At 55.7% G+C, this 15,737-nt stretch carries 16 protein-coding genes and 1 other annotated feature; all 16 genes read right to left on the bottom strand.

What is annotated here, in order from left to right:
• Positions 1 to 11: 11 nt before the first annotated feature.
• The 16 genes from rpsG to EXY20_RS32010 all read right to left on the bottom strand — a co-directional run bounded on the left by rpsG (position 12) and on the right by EXY20_RS32010 (position 15,731).
• The gene (rpsG, locus tag EXY20_RS32085) at positions 12 to 482 is read right to left on the bottom strand and encodes a 30S ribosomal protein S7 (RefSeq protein ID WP_135556510.1); all 471 of its coding nucleotides are present in this window, start codon (positions 480 to 482) and stop codon (positions 12 to 14) included.
• Positions 483 to 531: 49 nt separating this feature from the next.
• Complete coding sequence (gene rpsL / locus EXY20_RS32080; RefSeq protein WP_135556509.1) at positions 532 to 951, bottom strand: 30S ribosomal protein S12; 420 nt, start codon at positions 949 to 951, stop codon at positions 532 to 534.
• A 98-nt stretch (positions 952 to 1,049) separates the two neighbouring features.
• Entirely contained in the window at positions 1,050 to 1,301 is a 252-nt protein-coding gene (locus EXY20_RS32075; protein WP_135556508.1) for a ribosomal L7Ae/L30e/S12e/Gadd45 family protein, read from the bottom strand.
• Between the two features lie 208 nt (positions 1,302 to 1,509).
• On the bottom strand, positions 1,510 to 5,127 hold the full coding sequence (gene rpoC, locus EXY20_RS32070; protein ID WP_407944948.1) for a DNA-directed RNA polymerase subunit beta': 3,618 nt from the start codon (positions 5,125 to 5,127) through the stop codon (positions 1,510 to 1,512).
• A 137-nt stretch (positions 5,128 to 5,264) separates the two neighbouring features.
• Positions 5,265 to 8,810 carry a DNA-directed RNA polymerase subunit beta gene (rpoB, locus tag EXY20_RS32065; protein ID WP_135556506.1) on the bottom strand — a complete coding sequence of 1,182 codons (3,546 nt, stop codon included), beginning with the start codon at positions 8,808 to 8,810 and terminating at the stop codon, positions 5,265 to 5,267.
• A 515-nt stretch (positions 8,811 to 9,325) separates the two neighbouring features.
• The gene (locus tag EXY20_RS32060; protein WP_135556505.1) at positions 9,326 to 9,964 is read right to left on the bottom strand and encodes a class I SAM-dependent methyltransferase; all 639 of its coding nucleotides are present in this window, start codon (positions 9,962 to 9,964) and stop codon (positions 9,326 to 9,328) included.
• A gap of 79 nt (positions 9,965 to 10,043) precedes the next feature.
• A complete protein-coding gene (rplL, locus tag EXY20_RS32055; RefSeq protein WP_135556504.1) occupies positions 10,044 to 10,409 on the bottom strand; it encodes a 50S ribosomal protein L7/L12 in 366 nt (121 codons plus the stop codon).
• Between the two features lie 65 nt (positions 10,410 to 10,474).
• The gene (rplJ, locus tag EXY20_RS32050; RefSeq protein ID WP_135556503.1) at positions 10,475 to 10,984 is read right to left on the bottom strand and encodes a 50S ribosomal protein L10; all 510 of its coding nucleotides are present in this window, start codon (positions 10,982 to 10,984) and stop codon (positions 10,475 to 10,477) included.
• Positions 10,985 to 11,060: 76 nt separating this feature from the next.
• Positions 11,061 to 11,210: a sequence feature (ribosomal protein L10 leader region), on the bottom strand.
• Between the two features lie 50 nt (positions 11,211 to 11,260).
• On the bottom strand, positions 11,261 to 11,953 hold the full coding sequence (gene rplA / locus EXY20_RS32045; protein WP_135556502.1) for a 50S ribosomal protein L1: 693 nt from the start codon (positions 11,951 to 11,953) through the stop codon (positions 11,261 to 11,263).
• A gap of 104 nt (positions 11,954 to 12,057) precedes the next feature.
• Positions 12,058 to 12,483 carry a 50S ribosomal protein L11 gene (rplK, locus tag EXY20_RS32040; protein WP_135556501.1) on the bottom strand — a complete coding sequence of 142 codons (426 nt, stop codon included), beginning with the start codon at positions 12,481 to 12,483 and terminating at the stop codon, positions 12,058 to 12,060.
• Between the two features lie 138 nt (positions 12,484 to 12,621).
• Positions 12,622 to 13,155, bottom strand: a complete 534-nt coding sequence (gene nusG, locus EXY20_RS32035) for a transcription termination/antitermination protein NusG (RefSeq protein WP_135556500.1) — start codon at positions 13,153 to 13,155, stop codon at positions 12,622 to 12,624.
• Positions 13,156 to 13,171: 16 nt separating this feature from the next.
• Positions 13,172 to 13,366, bottom strand: a complete 195-nt coding sequence (secE, locus tag EXY20_RS32030) for a preprotein translocase subunit SecE (RefSeq protein ID WP_407944947.1) — start codon at positions 13,364 to 13,366, stop codon at positions 13,172 to 13,174.
• Positions 13,367 to 13,401: 35 nt separating this feature from the next.
• Positions 13,402 to 13,551, bottom strand: coding sequence for a 50S ribosomal protein L33 (gene rpmG / locus EXY20_RS32025; protein ID WP_135556498.1), 150 nt, complete (start codon positions 13,549 to 13,551; stop codon positions 13,402 to 13,404).
• A 396-nt stretch (positions 13,552 to 13,947) separates the two neighbouring features.
• Positions 13,948 to 14,154 (bottom strand): hypothetical protein, encoded by a 207-nt coding sequence (locus EXY20_RS32020; RefSeq protein WP_135556497.1) that lies wholly within the window; start codon positions 14,152 to 14,154, stop codon positions 13,948 to 13,950.
• 252 nt (positions 14,155 to 14,406) lie between these two features.
• Positions 14,407 to 15,054 (bottom strand): RNA polymerase sporulation sigma factor SigH, encoded by a 648-nt coding sequence (gene sigH / locus EXY20_RS32015; protein WP_135556496.1) that lies wholly within the window; start codon positions 15,052 to 15,054, stop codon positions 14,407 to 14,409.
• Between the two features lie 164 nt (positions 15,055 to 15,218).
• Positions 15,219 to 15,731 carry an NYN domain-containing protein gene (locus EXY20_RS32010; protein WP_135556495.1) on the bottom strand — a complete coding sequence of 171 codons (513 nt, stop codon included), beginning with the start codon at positions 15,729 to 15,731 and terminating at the stop codon, positions 15,219 to 15,221.
• Positions 15,732 to 15,737 lie beyond the last annotated feature (6 nt).

The raw sequence follows: 15,737 nt of genomic DNA, 5'->3' as shown, positions 1-15,737 counted from the left end.
CTTGCAGCATTCTACCAGCGATAGTGGGCGAACGCCTTGTTCGCTTCCGCCATCTTGTGCGTGTCTTCGCGTTTCTTGACAGAAGCGCCGGTGTTGTTGCTGGCGTCGATGATCTCCGATGCGAGTCTTTCTTGCATCGTTTTCTCGCCGCGCAGGCGAGAGTAGTTCACGAGCCAACGCAAGCCGAGCGAGGTGCGGCGTTCCGGTTTGACTTCGATCGGAACCTGGTAGTTCGCACCGCCGACACGACGTGCTTTAACCTCCAGCACTGGCATGATGTTCTTGATCGCTTGCTCGAACACTTCCATCGGATCTTTGCCGGTACGCTCCTTGATGGCATTGAATGCATCGTAGAGCAGCGATTGAGCAACGCCGCGCTTGCCGTCGATCATGATGCGGTTGATCAAACGGGTTACGAGCTTGCTGTTGTAAATCGGATCGGGCAATACGTCTCTGCGTGTTACGGGACCTTTACGTGGCATAGTTATCCCCCTTTCTGGCGTGATTCATTCCGATTTGGTAAAGAACGGATTATTTTTTCGCTTTCGCGCGTTTCGTTCCGTACTTGGAACGTGCTTGCTTGCGGTTGTTCACGCCTGCTGTGTCCAGCGCGCCGCGAACGATGTGATAACGGACACCCGGCAGGTCTTTTACCCGGCCGCCCCGTACAAGAACAACGCTGTGCTCCTGCAGGTTGTGACCGATCCCCGGAATGTAAGCCGTAACCTCAACCTTATTCGTCAAACGTACCCGCGCATACTTGCGCAGCGCCGAGTTCGGTTTTTTCGGAGTCATGGTACCTACACGGGTGCATACGCCGCGCTTCTGCGGTGCGCTCAGATCGGTTTGTTCCCGTTTCAATGCGTTGAATCCTACTTGCAAAGCCGGCGATTTGGATTTCGTTACTTTCGCCTCGCGGCCTTTGCGAACCAATTGGTTAATCGTTGGCATGTCGCCACCCCCTTCCCCAGAATATCAAATCGCATCCGCTATACGCTTATTGCAAGCCCACAGATCCAGGCGATTCGTAAATGAGCAAAAAAAATCGTTCAATCCTTCACAATTGCCACAATCGCGGCGCCCACGTCGATGCCGCAGCTCTTGCCAAGCTGCTTCATGGAGTCGACGTATGTGACGGTGATGCCCATCTTCTTGCACAGATTCGCCACCCTGCCGGTAATTCGCGGATCCGCATCGCTAGCGACGAACACTTCCGCGGCAATGCCGAGCTCAATCGCCTTCGTCGCTTGTTTCGTGCCAATGCTGATTTTCCCGGCTTGTTTGACTTTCTCGTAAGGCATGCAAGCATCCCCCGTTACAAAGCGGTTCCATAGCCATTTTGGCACACTACGATATAGTAGCATTTCGAAAATGCCCTGTCAAGAACGTTCCGAGGCAAAATCTTTCCCCGCATCCCCAGACAAATATGCCGGTCAGCGCCGCGCTTCCCAGCCTTGCGAAGGGAAACGCGGCGGCCGGCTATCCAAGTCCGGTAGCCTTGAGATTGCGCTAGTTGACGCCTACCACGGCGCCGCCTGTTTCCAGATCGGCCACGTCTGCGCCTTCAAGCTCGTCAACTGCTTCTTCGTTCGGATCGGTGACGCGAATGTTGCGGTAGCGCGCCATGCCGGTGCCGGCCGGAATCAGCTTGCCGATGATGACATTCTCCTTCAGGCCGAGCAGTTGGTCGACTTTGCCCTTGATCGCCGCGTCGGTCAGGACGCGCGTCGTTTCCTGGAACGAAGCCGCCGACAGGAAGGAATCGGTTTCGAGCGACGCTTTCGTGATCCCGAGCAGGACCGGTTTCGCAACCGCCGGCTCCAGACCCGCAAACAGCGCGTCTTTGTTGGCCGCTTCATATTCATGGATATCGACGAATGCCCCCGGAAGCAGAACCGTGTCGCCTGCGTCGACGATCCGGATTTTGCGGAGCATCTGGCGAATCATGACTTCAATATGCTTGTCGTTGATTTCTACGCCCTGGTTCCGATAAACGCGCTGCACTTCCTGCAGGATGTAGTTCTGCACCCCGCGGATGCCCTTGATGCGCAGCATGTCTTTCGGGTCGATCGAACCGTCGGTCAGCTCGTCGCCGGCTTCGACGACTTGCTCCTTCGTCACGCGGATCCGCGATCCGTAGGTGACGGAATATACCTTCGATTCGGCTTCGCCTTGCACTTCGATCTCGCGGCGGTCCTTCGTCTCGCGAATATCTTTGACAACGCCGTCGATTTCGGAGATGATCGCTTGCCCTTTCGGATTGCGCGCCTCGAACAGCTCCTGAATCCGCGGCAAACCTTGCGTGATGTCGTCGCCCGCAACGCCGCCCGTATGGAACGTACGCATCGTGAGCTGCGTGCCCGGTTCGCCGATCGATTGCGCCGCGATGATGCCGACGGCTTCGCCGATCTCGACGTGCTGGCCGGTCGCCAGGTTGCGGCCGTAGCATTTCTTGCAGACGCCGTGTTTGGCGCGGCAGCTGAGCACGGAGCGGATCTGCATTTTCTCCACGCCGGCCGTTATGATCGCATCGGCGATATTTGCTTCGATCAGCTCGTTGCGGCTGACGAAAATTTCGCCGGTTTTCGGATGTTTGATCGTTTCGAACGCGTAACGGCCTTCGATCCGGTCGTACAAATCTTCGATAACTTCCTTGCCGTCCTGAATCTTCGAAACGGTGAAGCCTTTATCCGTGCCGCAATCGTCTTCGCGGACGATAACGTCCTGCGCGACGTCGACGAGACGACGGGTCAAATAACCCGAGTCGGCCGTCCGCAGCGCCGTATCGGCAAGACCTTTCCGCGCGCCGTGCGTGGAGATGAAGTACTCCAAGACGGTCAAGCCTTCGCGGAAGTTCGACTTGATCGGGAGCTCGATGATCCGCCCCGACGGATTGGCCATCAGGCCGCGCATCCCGCCGAGCTGGGTGATCTGCGACTTGTTGCCGCGCGCCTTGGATTCGACCATCATGTTGATCGAGTTGAACTTGTCGAGCGACTTCATCAAAATTTCGGTGATCGCGTCTTTCGCGCGGCCCCAAATGTCGATGACGCGGTCATAACGCTCGTCTTCCGTAATCAAACCGCGACGGTATTGCGTGGTAACGGTTTTGACCTTCTCTTCCGACTGGCGCAAAATCTCGTCCTTCTCCGCAGGCACCGTCACGTCGGAAACGGCGATGGTTATCCCCGCTTTAGTCGAGTACGTAAAGCCAAGCTCCTTGATCCGGTCGAGAATGATCGACGTCTGCATCGTGTGGTAGCGGCGGAAGCACTCGGCGATAATCGAACCGAGGTACTCCTTGCCTACTGCCATCTTGTTCGGGAAATTCGCGATGCGTTCGCTGATATCCGCGCCCTTCTCGAAGGCGAAATATTCGTCGGAAATGCCGTTCAGCAAATTCGTTTTGGTCGATTCATTAATGTAAGGAAAATCGGTCGGGAAAATATCGTTGAAGATAATTTTGCCGATCGTTGTAATCAGGATCGCCTCTTGCTGACGCGGCGAAAAGCTGGCTTTATTCAGCACCTTGGCCGGGATGCCGACAATGGCATGCAGCGACGAAATGCCGCGCTGGTAAAGCGAAACCGCTTCGTTCACAGAGCTGATGATCATCCCGGTGCCTTTGGCGTCCGGGTTGGACATCGTCAGGTAGAAGCTGCCAAGCACCATGTCCTGCGAAGGCGTAACGACAGGTTTGCCGTCCTTCGGGTTCAGGATGTTGCCCGATGCCAGCATCAGAATGCGCGCTTCCGCTTGCGCTTCCGCGGACAGCGGCACGTGGACGGCCATCTGGTCGCCGTCAAAGTCGGCGTTGTATGCCGTACATACGAGCGGATGCAGCTTGATCGCGCGGCCTTCGACCAGAATCGGCTCGAACGCCTGGATGCCGAGACGGTGAAGCGTGGGGGCACGGTTGAGCAGAACCGGATGCTCCTTGATCACTTCTTCCAGCACGTCCCATACTTCCGGGCTGACGCGTTCAACTTTGCGCTTCGCGCTCTTGATGTTATGCGCAAGGCCTTTGTTGACGAGTTCCTTCATGACAAACGGCTTGAACAGCTCGAGCGCCATTTCTTTCGGCAAGCCGCACTGGTACATCTTCAGGCTCGGACCGACAACGATAACCGAACGGCCGGAGTAGTCGACCCGTTTGCCGAGCAGGTTTTGCCGGAAACGGCCTTGTTTGCCCTTCAGCATGTGGCTGAGCGACTTCAACGGACGGTTGCCCGGTCCGGTAACCGGACGGCCGCGGCGACCGTTGTCGATCAGCGCGTCGACCGCTTCCTGAAGCATCCGCTTCTCGTTCTGCACGATGATGTCGGGAGCGCCAAGGTCGAGCAGCCGCTTCAGCCGGTTGTTCCGGTTGATGACGCGGCGGTACAAATCGTTCAAGTCCGACGTGGCGAACCGGCCGCCGTCAAGCTGCACCATCGGGCGAAGCTCCGGCGGAATGACCGGCAGCACGTCGAGCACCATCCAGTCCGGCATGTTCTTCGAGTTGCGGAACGCCTCGATTACTTCGAGCCGCTTGATTGCGCGGTTGCGGCGCTGGCCTTGTGCCGTGCGCAGCTCTTCCTTCAGCGTATCGACTTCGCGTTCGATGTCGATATCCTGAAGCAGCTTCTTAACGGCTTCAGCGCCCATGCCTGCCTGGAACGCATAACCGTACTTTTCGCGGTAGCTGCGGTATTCTTTCTCCGACAGCAGTTGCTTCTTCTCGAGCGGCGTATCGCCTGGATCCGTTACGACATAGGAAGCGAAATAGATGACTTCCTCCAGCGAACGCGGCGACATGTCGAGCGCCAGACCCATGCGGCTCGGAATGCCTTTGAAGTACCAGATGTGCGATACCGGAGCAGCCAATTCAATATGGCCCATGCGCTCGCGGCGCACTTTCTGACGCGTGACTTCAACGCCGCAACGATCGCAGACGACGCCTTTGTAACGGACGCGCTTGTATTTGCCGCAATGACATTCCCAGTCCTTGGTAGGTCCGAAAATTTTCTCGCAGAACAAGCCTTCCTTCTCCGGCTTCAGCGTACGATAGTTGATCGTTTCCGGCTTCTTCACTTCGCCGCGCGACCAGGAACGAATTTTTTCCGGAGATGCCAACCCGATTTTCATATACTCAAAGTTGTTGACGTCGATCAAGGAGCAACCCTCCTCAAGATAGTTCGAACGGTCCTAGAATCGTCCGTTGTTCAGCGGTGAAGCTCCGCCGCTCCCTAAGCGAGCGGAAGACGCGGTTGCCGAAGGCTTGCTTACTCCCCGCCGCCGTACTCGGAGCCTTCCAGGTTGAGATTGAGCTTGTCGCTCGTGTTGTCTTCGTCTTCGTCGAGTTCTTTCATTTCGATCTCTTCTTCGTTCTCGGAAAGGATCTTCACGTCCATCCCCAAGCTCTGCAGTTCCTTGATCAATACCTTGAACGACTCCGGTACGCCCGGCTCCGGCACGTTCTCGCCCTTGACGATCGATTCGTACGTCTTCACGCGGCCGACCACGTCGTCAGACTTGACGGTCAAAATCTCCTGCAGCGTATACGCCGCGCCGTATGCCTCCAGCGCCCACACTTCCATCTCGCCGAAGCGCTGGCCGCCGAACTGGGCTTTACCGCCAAGCGGCTGCTGCGTTACGAGCGAGTAAGGACCGGTGGAACGGGCATGGATCTTGTCGTCGACCATGTGCGCCAGCTTGATCATGTACATGACGCCGACCGTAACTTCGCGTTCGAACGGTTCGCCGCTGCGGCCGTCATACAGGATCGTTTTGCCGTTGCGCTGCATGCCTGCCTCTTCCATCGCGTCGAACACGTCGTACTCGTTGGCGCCGTCGAATACCGGCGTCGCCGTATGGATGCCGAGATACTTGGCCGCCATACCCAAGTGAACTTCCAGCACCTGGCCGATGTTCATCCGCGACGGAACGCCGAGCGGGTTGAGCACGACTTCGACCGGCGTGCCGTCCGGCAGGAACGGCATGTCTTCCTCCGGCAAAATGCGGGCGATAACCCCTTTGTTGCCGTGGCGTCCGGCCATTTTGTCGCCTTCGGAAATTTTCCGCTTCTGGGCGATATAGACGCGAACCAACTGATTGACGCCCGGCGGCAGTTCGTCGCCGTTCTCGCGGGTAAACACCTTCACGTCGACGACAATACCGTCCGTACCGTGCGGCACGCGCAGCGACGTATCGCGCACTTCGCGCGCCTTCTCGCCGAAGATCGCATGGAGCAGCCGCTCTTCCGCCGTCAGTTCGGTGACGCCTTTCGGCGTTACTTTGCCGACGAGGATGTCGCCGGCGCCGATCTCCGCGCCGACGCGAATGATGCCGCGCTCGTCGAGGTTCTTCAGCGCGTCTTCGCCAACGTTCGGAATATCGCGCGTGATTTCTTCCGGTCCGAGCTTCGTATCGCGCGCTTCGGACTCATATTCTTCAATGTGAATGGAAGTATAAACGTCTTCCTTCACCAGTTTCTCGCTGAGCAGAATCGCATCCTCGTAGTTGTAGCCTTCCCACGTCATGAACGCAACGACAACGTTGCGGCCAAGCGCCAGTTCGCCTTGCTCCGTGGACGGACCGTCCGCCAAAATGTCGCCCGCCTTGACAATTTCGCCGCGGCGTACGAGCGGACGCTGGTTGATGCACGTTCCCTGGTTGGAACGCATAAACTTGTGAAGCTTATATTTCGTAATGTTGCCGCTGACTTGTTTGCCATCCACCATCTCCTGGCGGCGCAGCCAAATTTCGTTGGCGGACGAACGCTCGATCACGCCGTCGAACTTGGCGACGACACAGACGCCGGAGTCCTTGGCCGCCTTGTGCTCCATCCCCGTGCCGACGAGCGGCGAGCGCGGAATGAGCAGCGGAACGGCCTGGCGCTGCATGTTCGAACCCATCAGCGCGCGGTTCGAGTCGTCGTTCTCGAGGAACGGAATGAGCGCCGTTGCGACCGAAACGACCTGTTTCGGCGAAACGTCCATATAGTCGACGCGTTCTTTGGGCAACATAAGGTTGTCGTCCTTGTAACGAACGATAACGGTATCGTCGGCGAACGTGCCCGCGTCGGTCAGCGTCGCATTCGCTTGCGCGATTACGTAGTTGTCCTCTTCGTCGGCGGTCAAATAAGCGATCTGATCCGTTACCGCGCCGGTCTTCGGATCGACCCAGCGGTACGGCGCTTCGATAAAGCCGTATTCGTTGATCCGGGCGAACGTCGACAGCGAGTTGATCAAGCCGATGTTCGGACCTTCCGGCGTTTCGATCGGGCACATGCGGCCGTAGTGCGAATGGTGAACGTCGCGAACTTCGAAGCCCGCGCGCTCGCGCGTCAAACCGCCCGGTCCGAGAGCCGACAGACGGCGCTTGTGCGTCAATTCCGCCAGCGGATTCGTTTGGTCCATGAACTGTGACAGCTGCGAACTGCCGAAAAACTCTTTGATCGACGCGATAACCGGACGAATGTTGATCAGCGCCTGCGGCGTAATCACATTGGCGTCCTGGATCGACATCCGCTCGCGCACGACGCGCTCCATCCGCGACAGCCCGATGCGGAACTGGTTCTGCAGCAGTTCGCCGACCGAACGCAGACGACGGTTGCCGAGATGGTCGATATCGTCGGTGCTGCCGATGCCGTGCAGCAGGTTGATGAAATAGTTGATCGACGAAATGATATCCGCCGGGGTAATATTTTTGACCGACTTGTCGATGTTGCCGTTGGCGATCACTTTGACGACCTTGCCGTCTTCGATCGGCGAGAACACCTCGATGCATTGCATGACGAAATGATCGTTCTCCGTCACGCCGCTGCGGATCGGGTAATCCTTGAAGCCAACGCCACGGTCCTTCTCCAGGAACGGCAACACTTCGTCAAGCAGACGACGGTCCAGGAGCGAGCCGGCTTCGGCCACGATTTCGCCCGTTTCCGGATCGACCAGCGTTTCCGCCAGCCGCTGATTGAAGAGCCGGTTCTTTATATGAAGCTTCTTGTTGATCTTGTAACGGCCGACATTGGCCAAATCGTAACGTTTGGGGTCGAAGAAGCGTGCGATCAGCAAGCTTCTGGCGTTGTCCAACGTCGGCGGTTCGCCCGGACGTAGCCGCTCGTAAATTTCGATGAGCGCCTTGTCGGTCGAGTCGGTGTTATCTTTGTCGAGCGTGTTGCGTATATATTCATCATCGCCGAGCAAATCGATGATTTCCGCATCGGAGCCGAAGCCGAGCGCGCGAAGCAGCACCGTAACCGGGATCTTGCGCGTACGGTCGATCCGTACGTAAATGATGTCTTTGGCGTCCGTTTCCAATTCCAGCCACGCGCCGCGATTCGGGATGACCGTCGCCGTGAACGTGCGTTTGCCGTTTTTGTCGACTTTCGTGCTGAAGTAGACGCTGGGCGAGCGAACCAATTGGCTGACGATAACCCGTTCCGCGCCATTGATAATGAACGTTCCCGTTTCGGTCATGAGCGGGAAATCTCCCATAAATACTTCCTGCTCCTTGACTTCGCCCGTTTCCTTATTGATCAGACGCACTTTCACCCGCAGCGGAGCCGCGTAGGTAACATCGCGTTCTTTCGCATCATCGACCGTATACTTCGGTTCCCCCAAGCTGTAATCGATAAATTCAAGAATCAAATTCCCCGTAAAGTCCTGAATCGGGGAGATGTCCAGAAACATTTCGCGAAGCCCTTCGTCCAGAAACCATTGGTATGATTTTTGCTGGATTTCGATCAGGTTCGGGATGTCCAACACTTCATTGATTCTTGCATACGTCCTGCGATTACGCCGACCAAATGGAACAAGTTGACCCGCCAACTGCATTCACCCCTCAAGTCTACTCATTTATTTCAATCCACGCACTCCGGCGGAATGCGACACGGATTCGAACGACTGCCCGCGAACATTCACAGCAATTCGACTGGCGCCGATCGGGCAAATGCTGTATCATCAAGAGAAAACAACTTTAACCGTCCTTCTTGGAGATGACGGCGACGTTGGTTGCTCGTAATGCCATGTGCTGTTGTTCCATACGAATCCGCAAAAATACCCTACCAACTAGATTGACGAAAATTTTACCATTATACGCCACAGAACCGCAAAATATACCTGTCTGCGGCGTGAGCGCATAAGTATCCCGGGGACTGGAAAAAGCCGAAAAATGGACGCCATCGCTCGTGCCGCTTGACCCGCAAAAAAGTGCTTGACATTTTAGCGCACTAAAGACATATCGCCCATTTTAATACTGACATTTTATAATAATACCACAGCGGAAAAATGAAGTCAACAAGAAAGTGAGCGAAATGGCATTCGCCCACTTCCATCCCAACTCTCTACGCATCTGTCGCCTCCACGGCCGCCGCCGCTTCCTTCTCCGCCCTGATTACCCAGTATCCTTTGTCTTTATCCACGATGCGCACGTTCGGAAACAACGTTTCCAGCTTCGCCATCGCGGAAGGCGCCCCCTGCTTCTTCTGAATGACGATCCATAGGCAGCCGCCGGGCCGCAACCTGTCGCTCGCCTGCTCGAACAGACGATGCACGACCGCCTTGCCGGCGCGAATCGGCGGATTCGATACAATGACGTCGAATCGTTCGCCGGATACGCGCTCCAGCAAATCGCTTTGCAGCACCGTCACGTTGCCGATGCCGTTGCGCGCCGCGTTGTCCCGCGCCAGTTCGACGGCTCGTTCGTTGATATCGAGCATCGTCACATGGCCGCGCGGCGCCGCTTTCGCCGCGGCCAGGCCGATCGGCCCGTAACCGCATCCGACGTCGAGCACGCGGCTGTCGTCCGCGAGCTCCATCGCTTCGATCAGCGCGCAGCTGCCGTAATCGACGCCTTTTTTGGCAAATACGCCGGCATCCGATTGAAACGTGAAGCTCGTGCCCCTCAGCGTCTCGACAATCGTATGCAAGTCGCGCTTCCCCGTAGGCTTGGCGGTATAGTAATGTTCATTCGGACCGGACACGTTGCGCTCCTTCCCCCGCCCATACAAAAACACCCCTGAGAAGCCAGGCTTCTCAAGGGATGTTCGTCAGGCGACAGCCTTATTTCACTTCTACAGTAGCGCCGGCATCGGCAAGCTTCGTTTTGACCGCTTCTGCTTCTTCTTTGCCGACTTTCTCTTTGACCGGTTTCGGTGCGCCGTCAACCAGGTCTTTTGCTTCTTTCAAGCCGAGGCCCGTAATTTCGCGAACGACTTTGATAACGTTGATTTTGGAAGCGCCGGCGTTCATCAGGATAACGTCGAATTCCGTTTGCTCTTCCACTTCGGCTACAGCCGCGCCGCCGCCTACTACTGCAACCGGAGCTGCAGCCGTTACGCCGAACTCTTCTTCGATTGCTTTGACCAGGTCGTTCAGTTCCAGTACTGTCATGCCTTTAATGGCTTCCAAGATTTGCTCTTTACTCATTTGGATTACCCTCCGTTTTCGTTAGGAAATAATGTGGTGTTGCTTATCGAACACGCCAAGCCGTCTTACGCTTGTGCGCCGCCTTCTTGTTTCTCTGCCACAGCCTTGACCGCAAGCGCGAAGTTGCGCATCGGCGCCTGCAGCACGCTGAGGAGCATGGACAGCAAGCCTTCTCTGGACGGCAGGCTGGCCAGGGCCGAAATTTGCGCGCTGTCGACGACTTTCCCTTCGACGATGCCCGCTTTGACACTCAGCTTGTCGTTCTTCTTCGCGAAATCCGACAAAATTTTGGCCGGACCTACGACGTCGTCCTTGCTGAACGCAATCGCAGTCGGACCGGTCAAATACTGATCCAGCTCGGTCAAGCTCGCTTCCGCCGTCGCGCGGCGAGCCAGCGTATTCTTGATGACCTGGAACTCGATGCCCGCTTCGCGAAGCGACTTGCGCAGCTCGGTTACTTGCTTCACGTTCAAACCGCGGTAGTCGGTTACGATCGTGCAAGAGCTTTCGCGCATCTTCGTCGTCACTTCGGACACGAGCAGTTGTTTCTCTTCACGTACTTGTGCGTTACCCATCGTTACACCTCCTGCAAAATGTTGCACCGGCGGCCGCCGATGTCGAATGTCGCCTGCACCAGCATCGAAGCCGAAGTTTGCCATTAAAAAAGCCTTCGCAGACACGCGAAGGCTTGATTCGTTCACGGACGTTCCTTACAGGACGACACGCAACCTTTATCACAAACCTCGGCAGGAAATTAAGCCTTGCGGCACCTGCTGTCTACGGCAACATATTCGATTTTAAATTGAATCTTCGCTAGCTTACCACGAAATCTCGCGGCAAGTCAACGGCAATTACCGGAACGATTGCAGGCTCAGCTTGACGCTTGGCCCCATCGTCGACGATACCGCGGCGCTCTTCAGGTACACGCCTTTGGCAGCGGCAGGCTTCGAACGAACGAGCGCTTCGATCAGCGCGCGCAGGTTTTCGGCGAGCTTCTCGTCGTCGAACGACGACTTGCCGATCGGCGCGTGAATTTGACCCGCTTTGTCGAGACGGTATTCGATTTTACCGGCTTTGATCTCCTGGATCGCTTTGCCGACTTCGAACGTTACGGTGCCTGCTTTCGGGTTCGGCATCAAACCTTTGCCGCCGAGCAGACGGCCGAGTTTACCGACTTCGCTCATCATGTCGGGCGTTGCCACGCAGACGTCGAATTCGAACCAGCCTTGTTGAATTTTGGTGATGAGCTCTTGATCGCCGACAAAGTCAGCTCCGGCCGCTTCCGCTTCCTTCACTTTTTCGCCTTTGGCGAACACGAGCACTCGCTTCGTTTTGCCTGTGCCGTGCGGCAGTACAACGACGCCACGAACGGCTTGGTCTTGCTTCTTCGGGTCAACGCCCAAACGTACGGCTACTTCGACCGTTTCGTCAAATTTGGCGGTTTTCACCTTCTTGACGAGGGTGACGGCTTCGAGCGGTTCCAGCAACGCTTCCTGGTCGACCAGCTTCAACGCTTCATTGTATTTCTTGCCATGCTTAGCCATTAGAAGTCCTCCTCGAGTGGTAATAGCGGAGTTTGTCCTCCCACTTTTGCGGCGCAAGCGCCGCGGCATCCGCGAACGGACGCAACTCCCTGCCTGGGCGGGGATTAGTCGACGATCGTAACACCCATGCTGCGCGCCGTACCTTCGATCATGCGCATTGCCGCTTCCACGGATGCCGCATTCAGGTCGGGCATTTTCTGTTCGGCGATTTCGCGAACCTTGTCACGCTTGAGCGTGGCGACTTTCTTCTTGTTCGGTTCGCCCGATCCGCTGGGAATGCCAGCCGCTACGCGAAGCAATACGGCTGCCGGCGGAGTTTTGGTGATGAACGTGAAGGAGCGGTCCTCGAATACCGTAATTTCGACAGGAATAACAAGACCTGCCTGATCCGCGGTGCGAGCGTTGAACTCTTTGCAGAACGCCATGATGTTGACGCCTGCCTGACCGAGCGCAGGACCGATCGGCGGAGCCGGATTCGCTTTGCCTGCGTTGACTTGCAGTTTCACAACCTTGATTACTTTCTTGGCCATGTGAGACACCTCCTTGCCTTAGTATGACGCTGATAGCCGCAACGACCGCAAACAAACAAAAAATTGCGATCGCGCATTAATGAAGGCCTACCCGAATGAATAGACCCTTCAGAAACCGCCGTTATAATCGCAATTGATCTATAACTTTTCCACTTGAGTAAAATCGAGCTCAACTGGGGTTTCCCGTCCAAACATATTCACATGGACCTTCAGCTTGCTTTTATCGACGAGTATCTCTTCGACGGAGCCGACGAAGTTGGCGAACGGTCCCACTTTGACGCGTACGGACTCTTTCAGGTCGAAGTCGATCTTCGGCTTCGGCTCTTCCATGCCCATATGCTTCAGGATCTGTTCCACTTCTTCCGGCAGCAGCGCTGTCGGCTTCGAGCCCGAACCGGTCGATCCGACGAACCCGGTAACGCCCGGCGTGTTGCGAACGACATACCACGAGTCGTCGGTTTGAATCATTTCCACGAGGACATAGCCGGGATAAACTTTGCGCATGACGGTTTTCTTCTTGCCGTCCTTGTTCACGATCTCTTCTTCCATCGGAACGAGCACCCGGAATATGTTGCCCTGCATGTTCATCGATTCAACGCGCTTCTCGAGGTTGGCCTTCACCTTGTTCTCATACCCGGAATAGGTATGAACCACATACCATCTCTTCTCCATCGCCATCACCCGTTTCCTATTCTGTCACGAGTCTGACCAATTCGGAAATGATAACATCCAAGATGGCGAAATAGATCGTCACGAAAACAACGGTGCAAATAACAACCAGCGTATAACTGGTCAACTCTTTGCGCCCCGGCCACTTGACTTTCTTCAGTTCCGCCCAGCTGTCCGTGAAGAACGAAAAGGTAGTGCCGAAACTCTGTTTCATTTTACCGATAAATTCCACTGCTACACCCCCGAATATTACCGCGTTTCACGATGAGCAGAATGTTCATTGCAAAACTTGCAATACTTCTTCTTCTCTATGCGGTCAGGATTGTTCCGCTTGTTCTTGTTGGAAGTATAGTTGCGCTGCTTGCAGTTCACGCATGCTAGAGTAATAATAACCCGCATGTTCACACCTCCGTTCCAATCCCCTCTCCGTATGGGAGAGACTGTTCTATTTAAAGAACCCTAGGATTGTCTTTGGGACATGCCGACAATTTAGGGTTACCTAAAATACTTTAGCACAGCGAGAATACCGTGTCAAGAAGACATCTCTGCAAGATAGCGCCCCCGGCGGCTGTTATATTATTACCACATAAGAATTTAATGGTTTTCGAGCTAGGCGAAAATACAAATTCTTATTGGCGATAAAACCTACCTCTAACCGCGGTCGCCCATCTTCGAAAAGCTTCGATAGAGGTTTTCTCACATCTCCAGTATGGGCATAATTCCGCCTTCCATACCTGCCTTTCATCGATTGCCGGCAATCACGAACAAAGCGCGCGGCGGCTTGCGTAGTATCGGCTACTCGCCTTCGGCGTCCGCCTGGATTCGTTTCCTCGCTTGCTGCAGCGCCGCGATCACGTCATCCAGTTCCCGGACAGTAGCGATATGAACGGTAATGTACTTGGGCACCGCGCTTCCCGAATTCACTTCCAGCATGACGCTTCTTCTTGCATCGTCGACGATCACTTCCAACTGTTCCGTTTCCAGCAGTCTCTCCCAAGCCATTCTCGACACCAACTTCCGTTATTTTTGCGACTGTCACTAACCAAATAAGCCATGTTTTATTGGCTATTTCGTCCAAAATAGCCGACAGCCGGAAAATAGCCAGTGATTTCACTGGCTATTATGGACGAGCCGAGTAAATTGGGGCGAATAGGCCATTTTATATGGCCTATTCTGACAACAGGAGATACTGCCCGCTATCGCGCTGCGACGACGACAAATAAAAAAGCACCCCTCGTGGTGTAGGATGCCGGGTCAGATCAAGTTGCGGATTTCCAAATACCGTTCGAGCTTGCGCTTCACGCGCTGCAAGGCGTTGTCGATCGATTTCACGTGGCGGTCGAGGTCGACGGCAATCTCCTGATACGATCGGCCATCCAGATACAGCATCAGCACGCGGCGTTCCAGGTCGCTCAATATTTCCCCCATCTTGTCTTCCAGGCCGCTGAACTCCTCCTGGTTGATAATCAGCTCTTCCGGGTCGGTCACGCGGGAGCCGCAGATGACATCCAGCAGCGTGCGGTCGGAATCTTCGTCGTAGATGGGCTTGTCCAACGAAACGTAAGAATTCAAGGGGATGTGCTTCTGCCGAGTGGCCGTCTTGATCGCGGTAATGATCTGACGGGTGATGCACAATTCGGCAAACGCTTTGAAGGAGGCGAGCTTGTCTCCGCGGAAATCGCGAATCGACTTGTACAGGCCGATCATGCCTTCCTGCACGATGTCTTCCCGGTCGGCGCCGATCAAAAAATACGATCGCGCCTTGGCGCGAACGAAGTTCTTGTATTTGTTGATGAGGTATTCCAGCGCATCGCCGCTGCCTTGACGCACCGCTTCGACGTTGTCTTCGTCCGTCTGCAGCTCGAACTCGTGTAATCGCCAATCGCTCAGGTTGACACTCACCAACAATCCCTCCGGTGCGGCTGCCAGGTACGACTTGATTGCGACGGTGTCGCATCGCTTCCAGTAATTCCTTGGCATTCAAATAACAATGACCTTTTTCCGAAAAATATATTTTGAGTATACATGATGCTGACAATTATCGTCAACTGCCAGAAGTGCCGAAATCACTTGTCGCGACGCCATTTCTCAAAAAGCTGACGCATTTCTTCGCTCATGTTGCTGGCCACCGTGTTGCGCGCCGAAGCGCCGCCCCGGTCGATCTGCTGCCGCACCTCCTGCTGGCTTTGGCGCACTTTCACCAGCAGTTCGCGGGCCGGCAGCCGCAGCGCCCCGAGCCCGAACACGACATGCTGCTCGGTCATGTCCGACGTGGCCACATACACGAGCTTGCGCCTGCCCCGCAGTTCGCCGACCAGCCGTTCGATCAGCTCGTCCGCCGTCTCCTTCTCCCGCGTGTATTCGATATGCAGCTTGTTCTGGTCGTACCGGCCGCCGAGTCCGGGCACCTGGTGCGCGTCGAAGACGAGATAAACCCGCGCGCCGGAGTAAGCCTGGTAATCGGCGAGCATCTGGATCAACAGGTCCCGAGCCTGCTCCAGCTCCACATCCTTCAGCTTGCGCAGCTCCGGCCAGGCGCCGATGATGTTGTAGCCGTCGACGATAACGATTTCCTGCATGCCGCC

The organism is Paenibacillus cymbidii, assembly GCF_004764705.1.
GTDB classification, from domain to species: domain Bacteria; phylum Bacillota; class Bacilli; order Paenibacillales; family NBRC-103111; genus Paenibacillus_AN; species Paenibacillus_AN cymbidii.
Note: the sequence above shows the minus strand (reverse complement) of the source record. Positions and strands in the feature narration are given on the sequence as shown.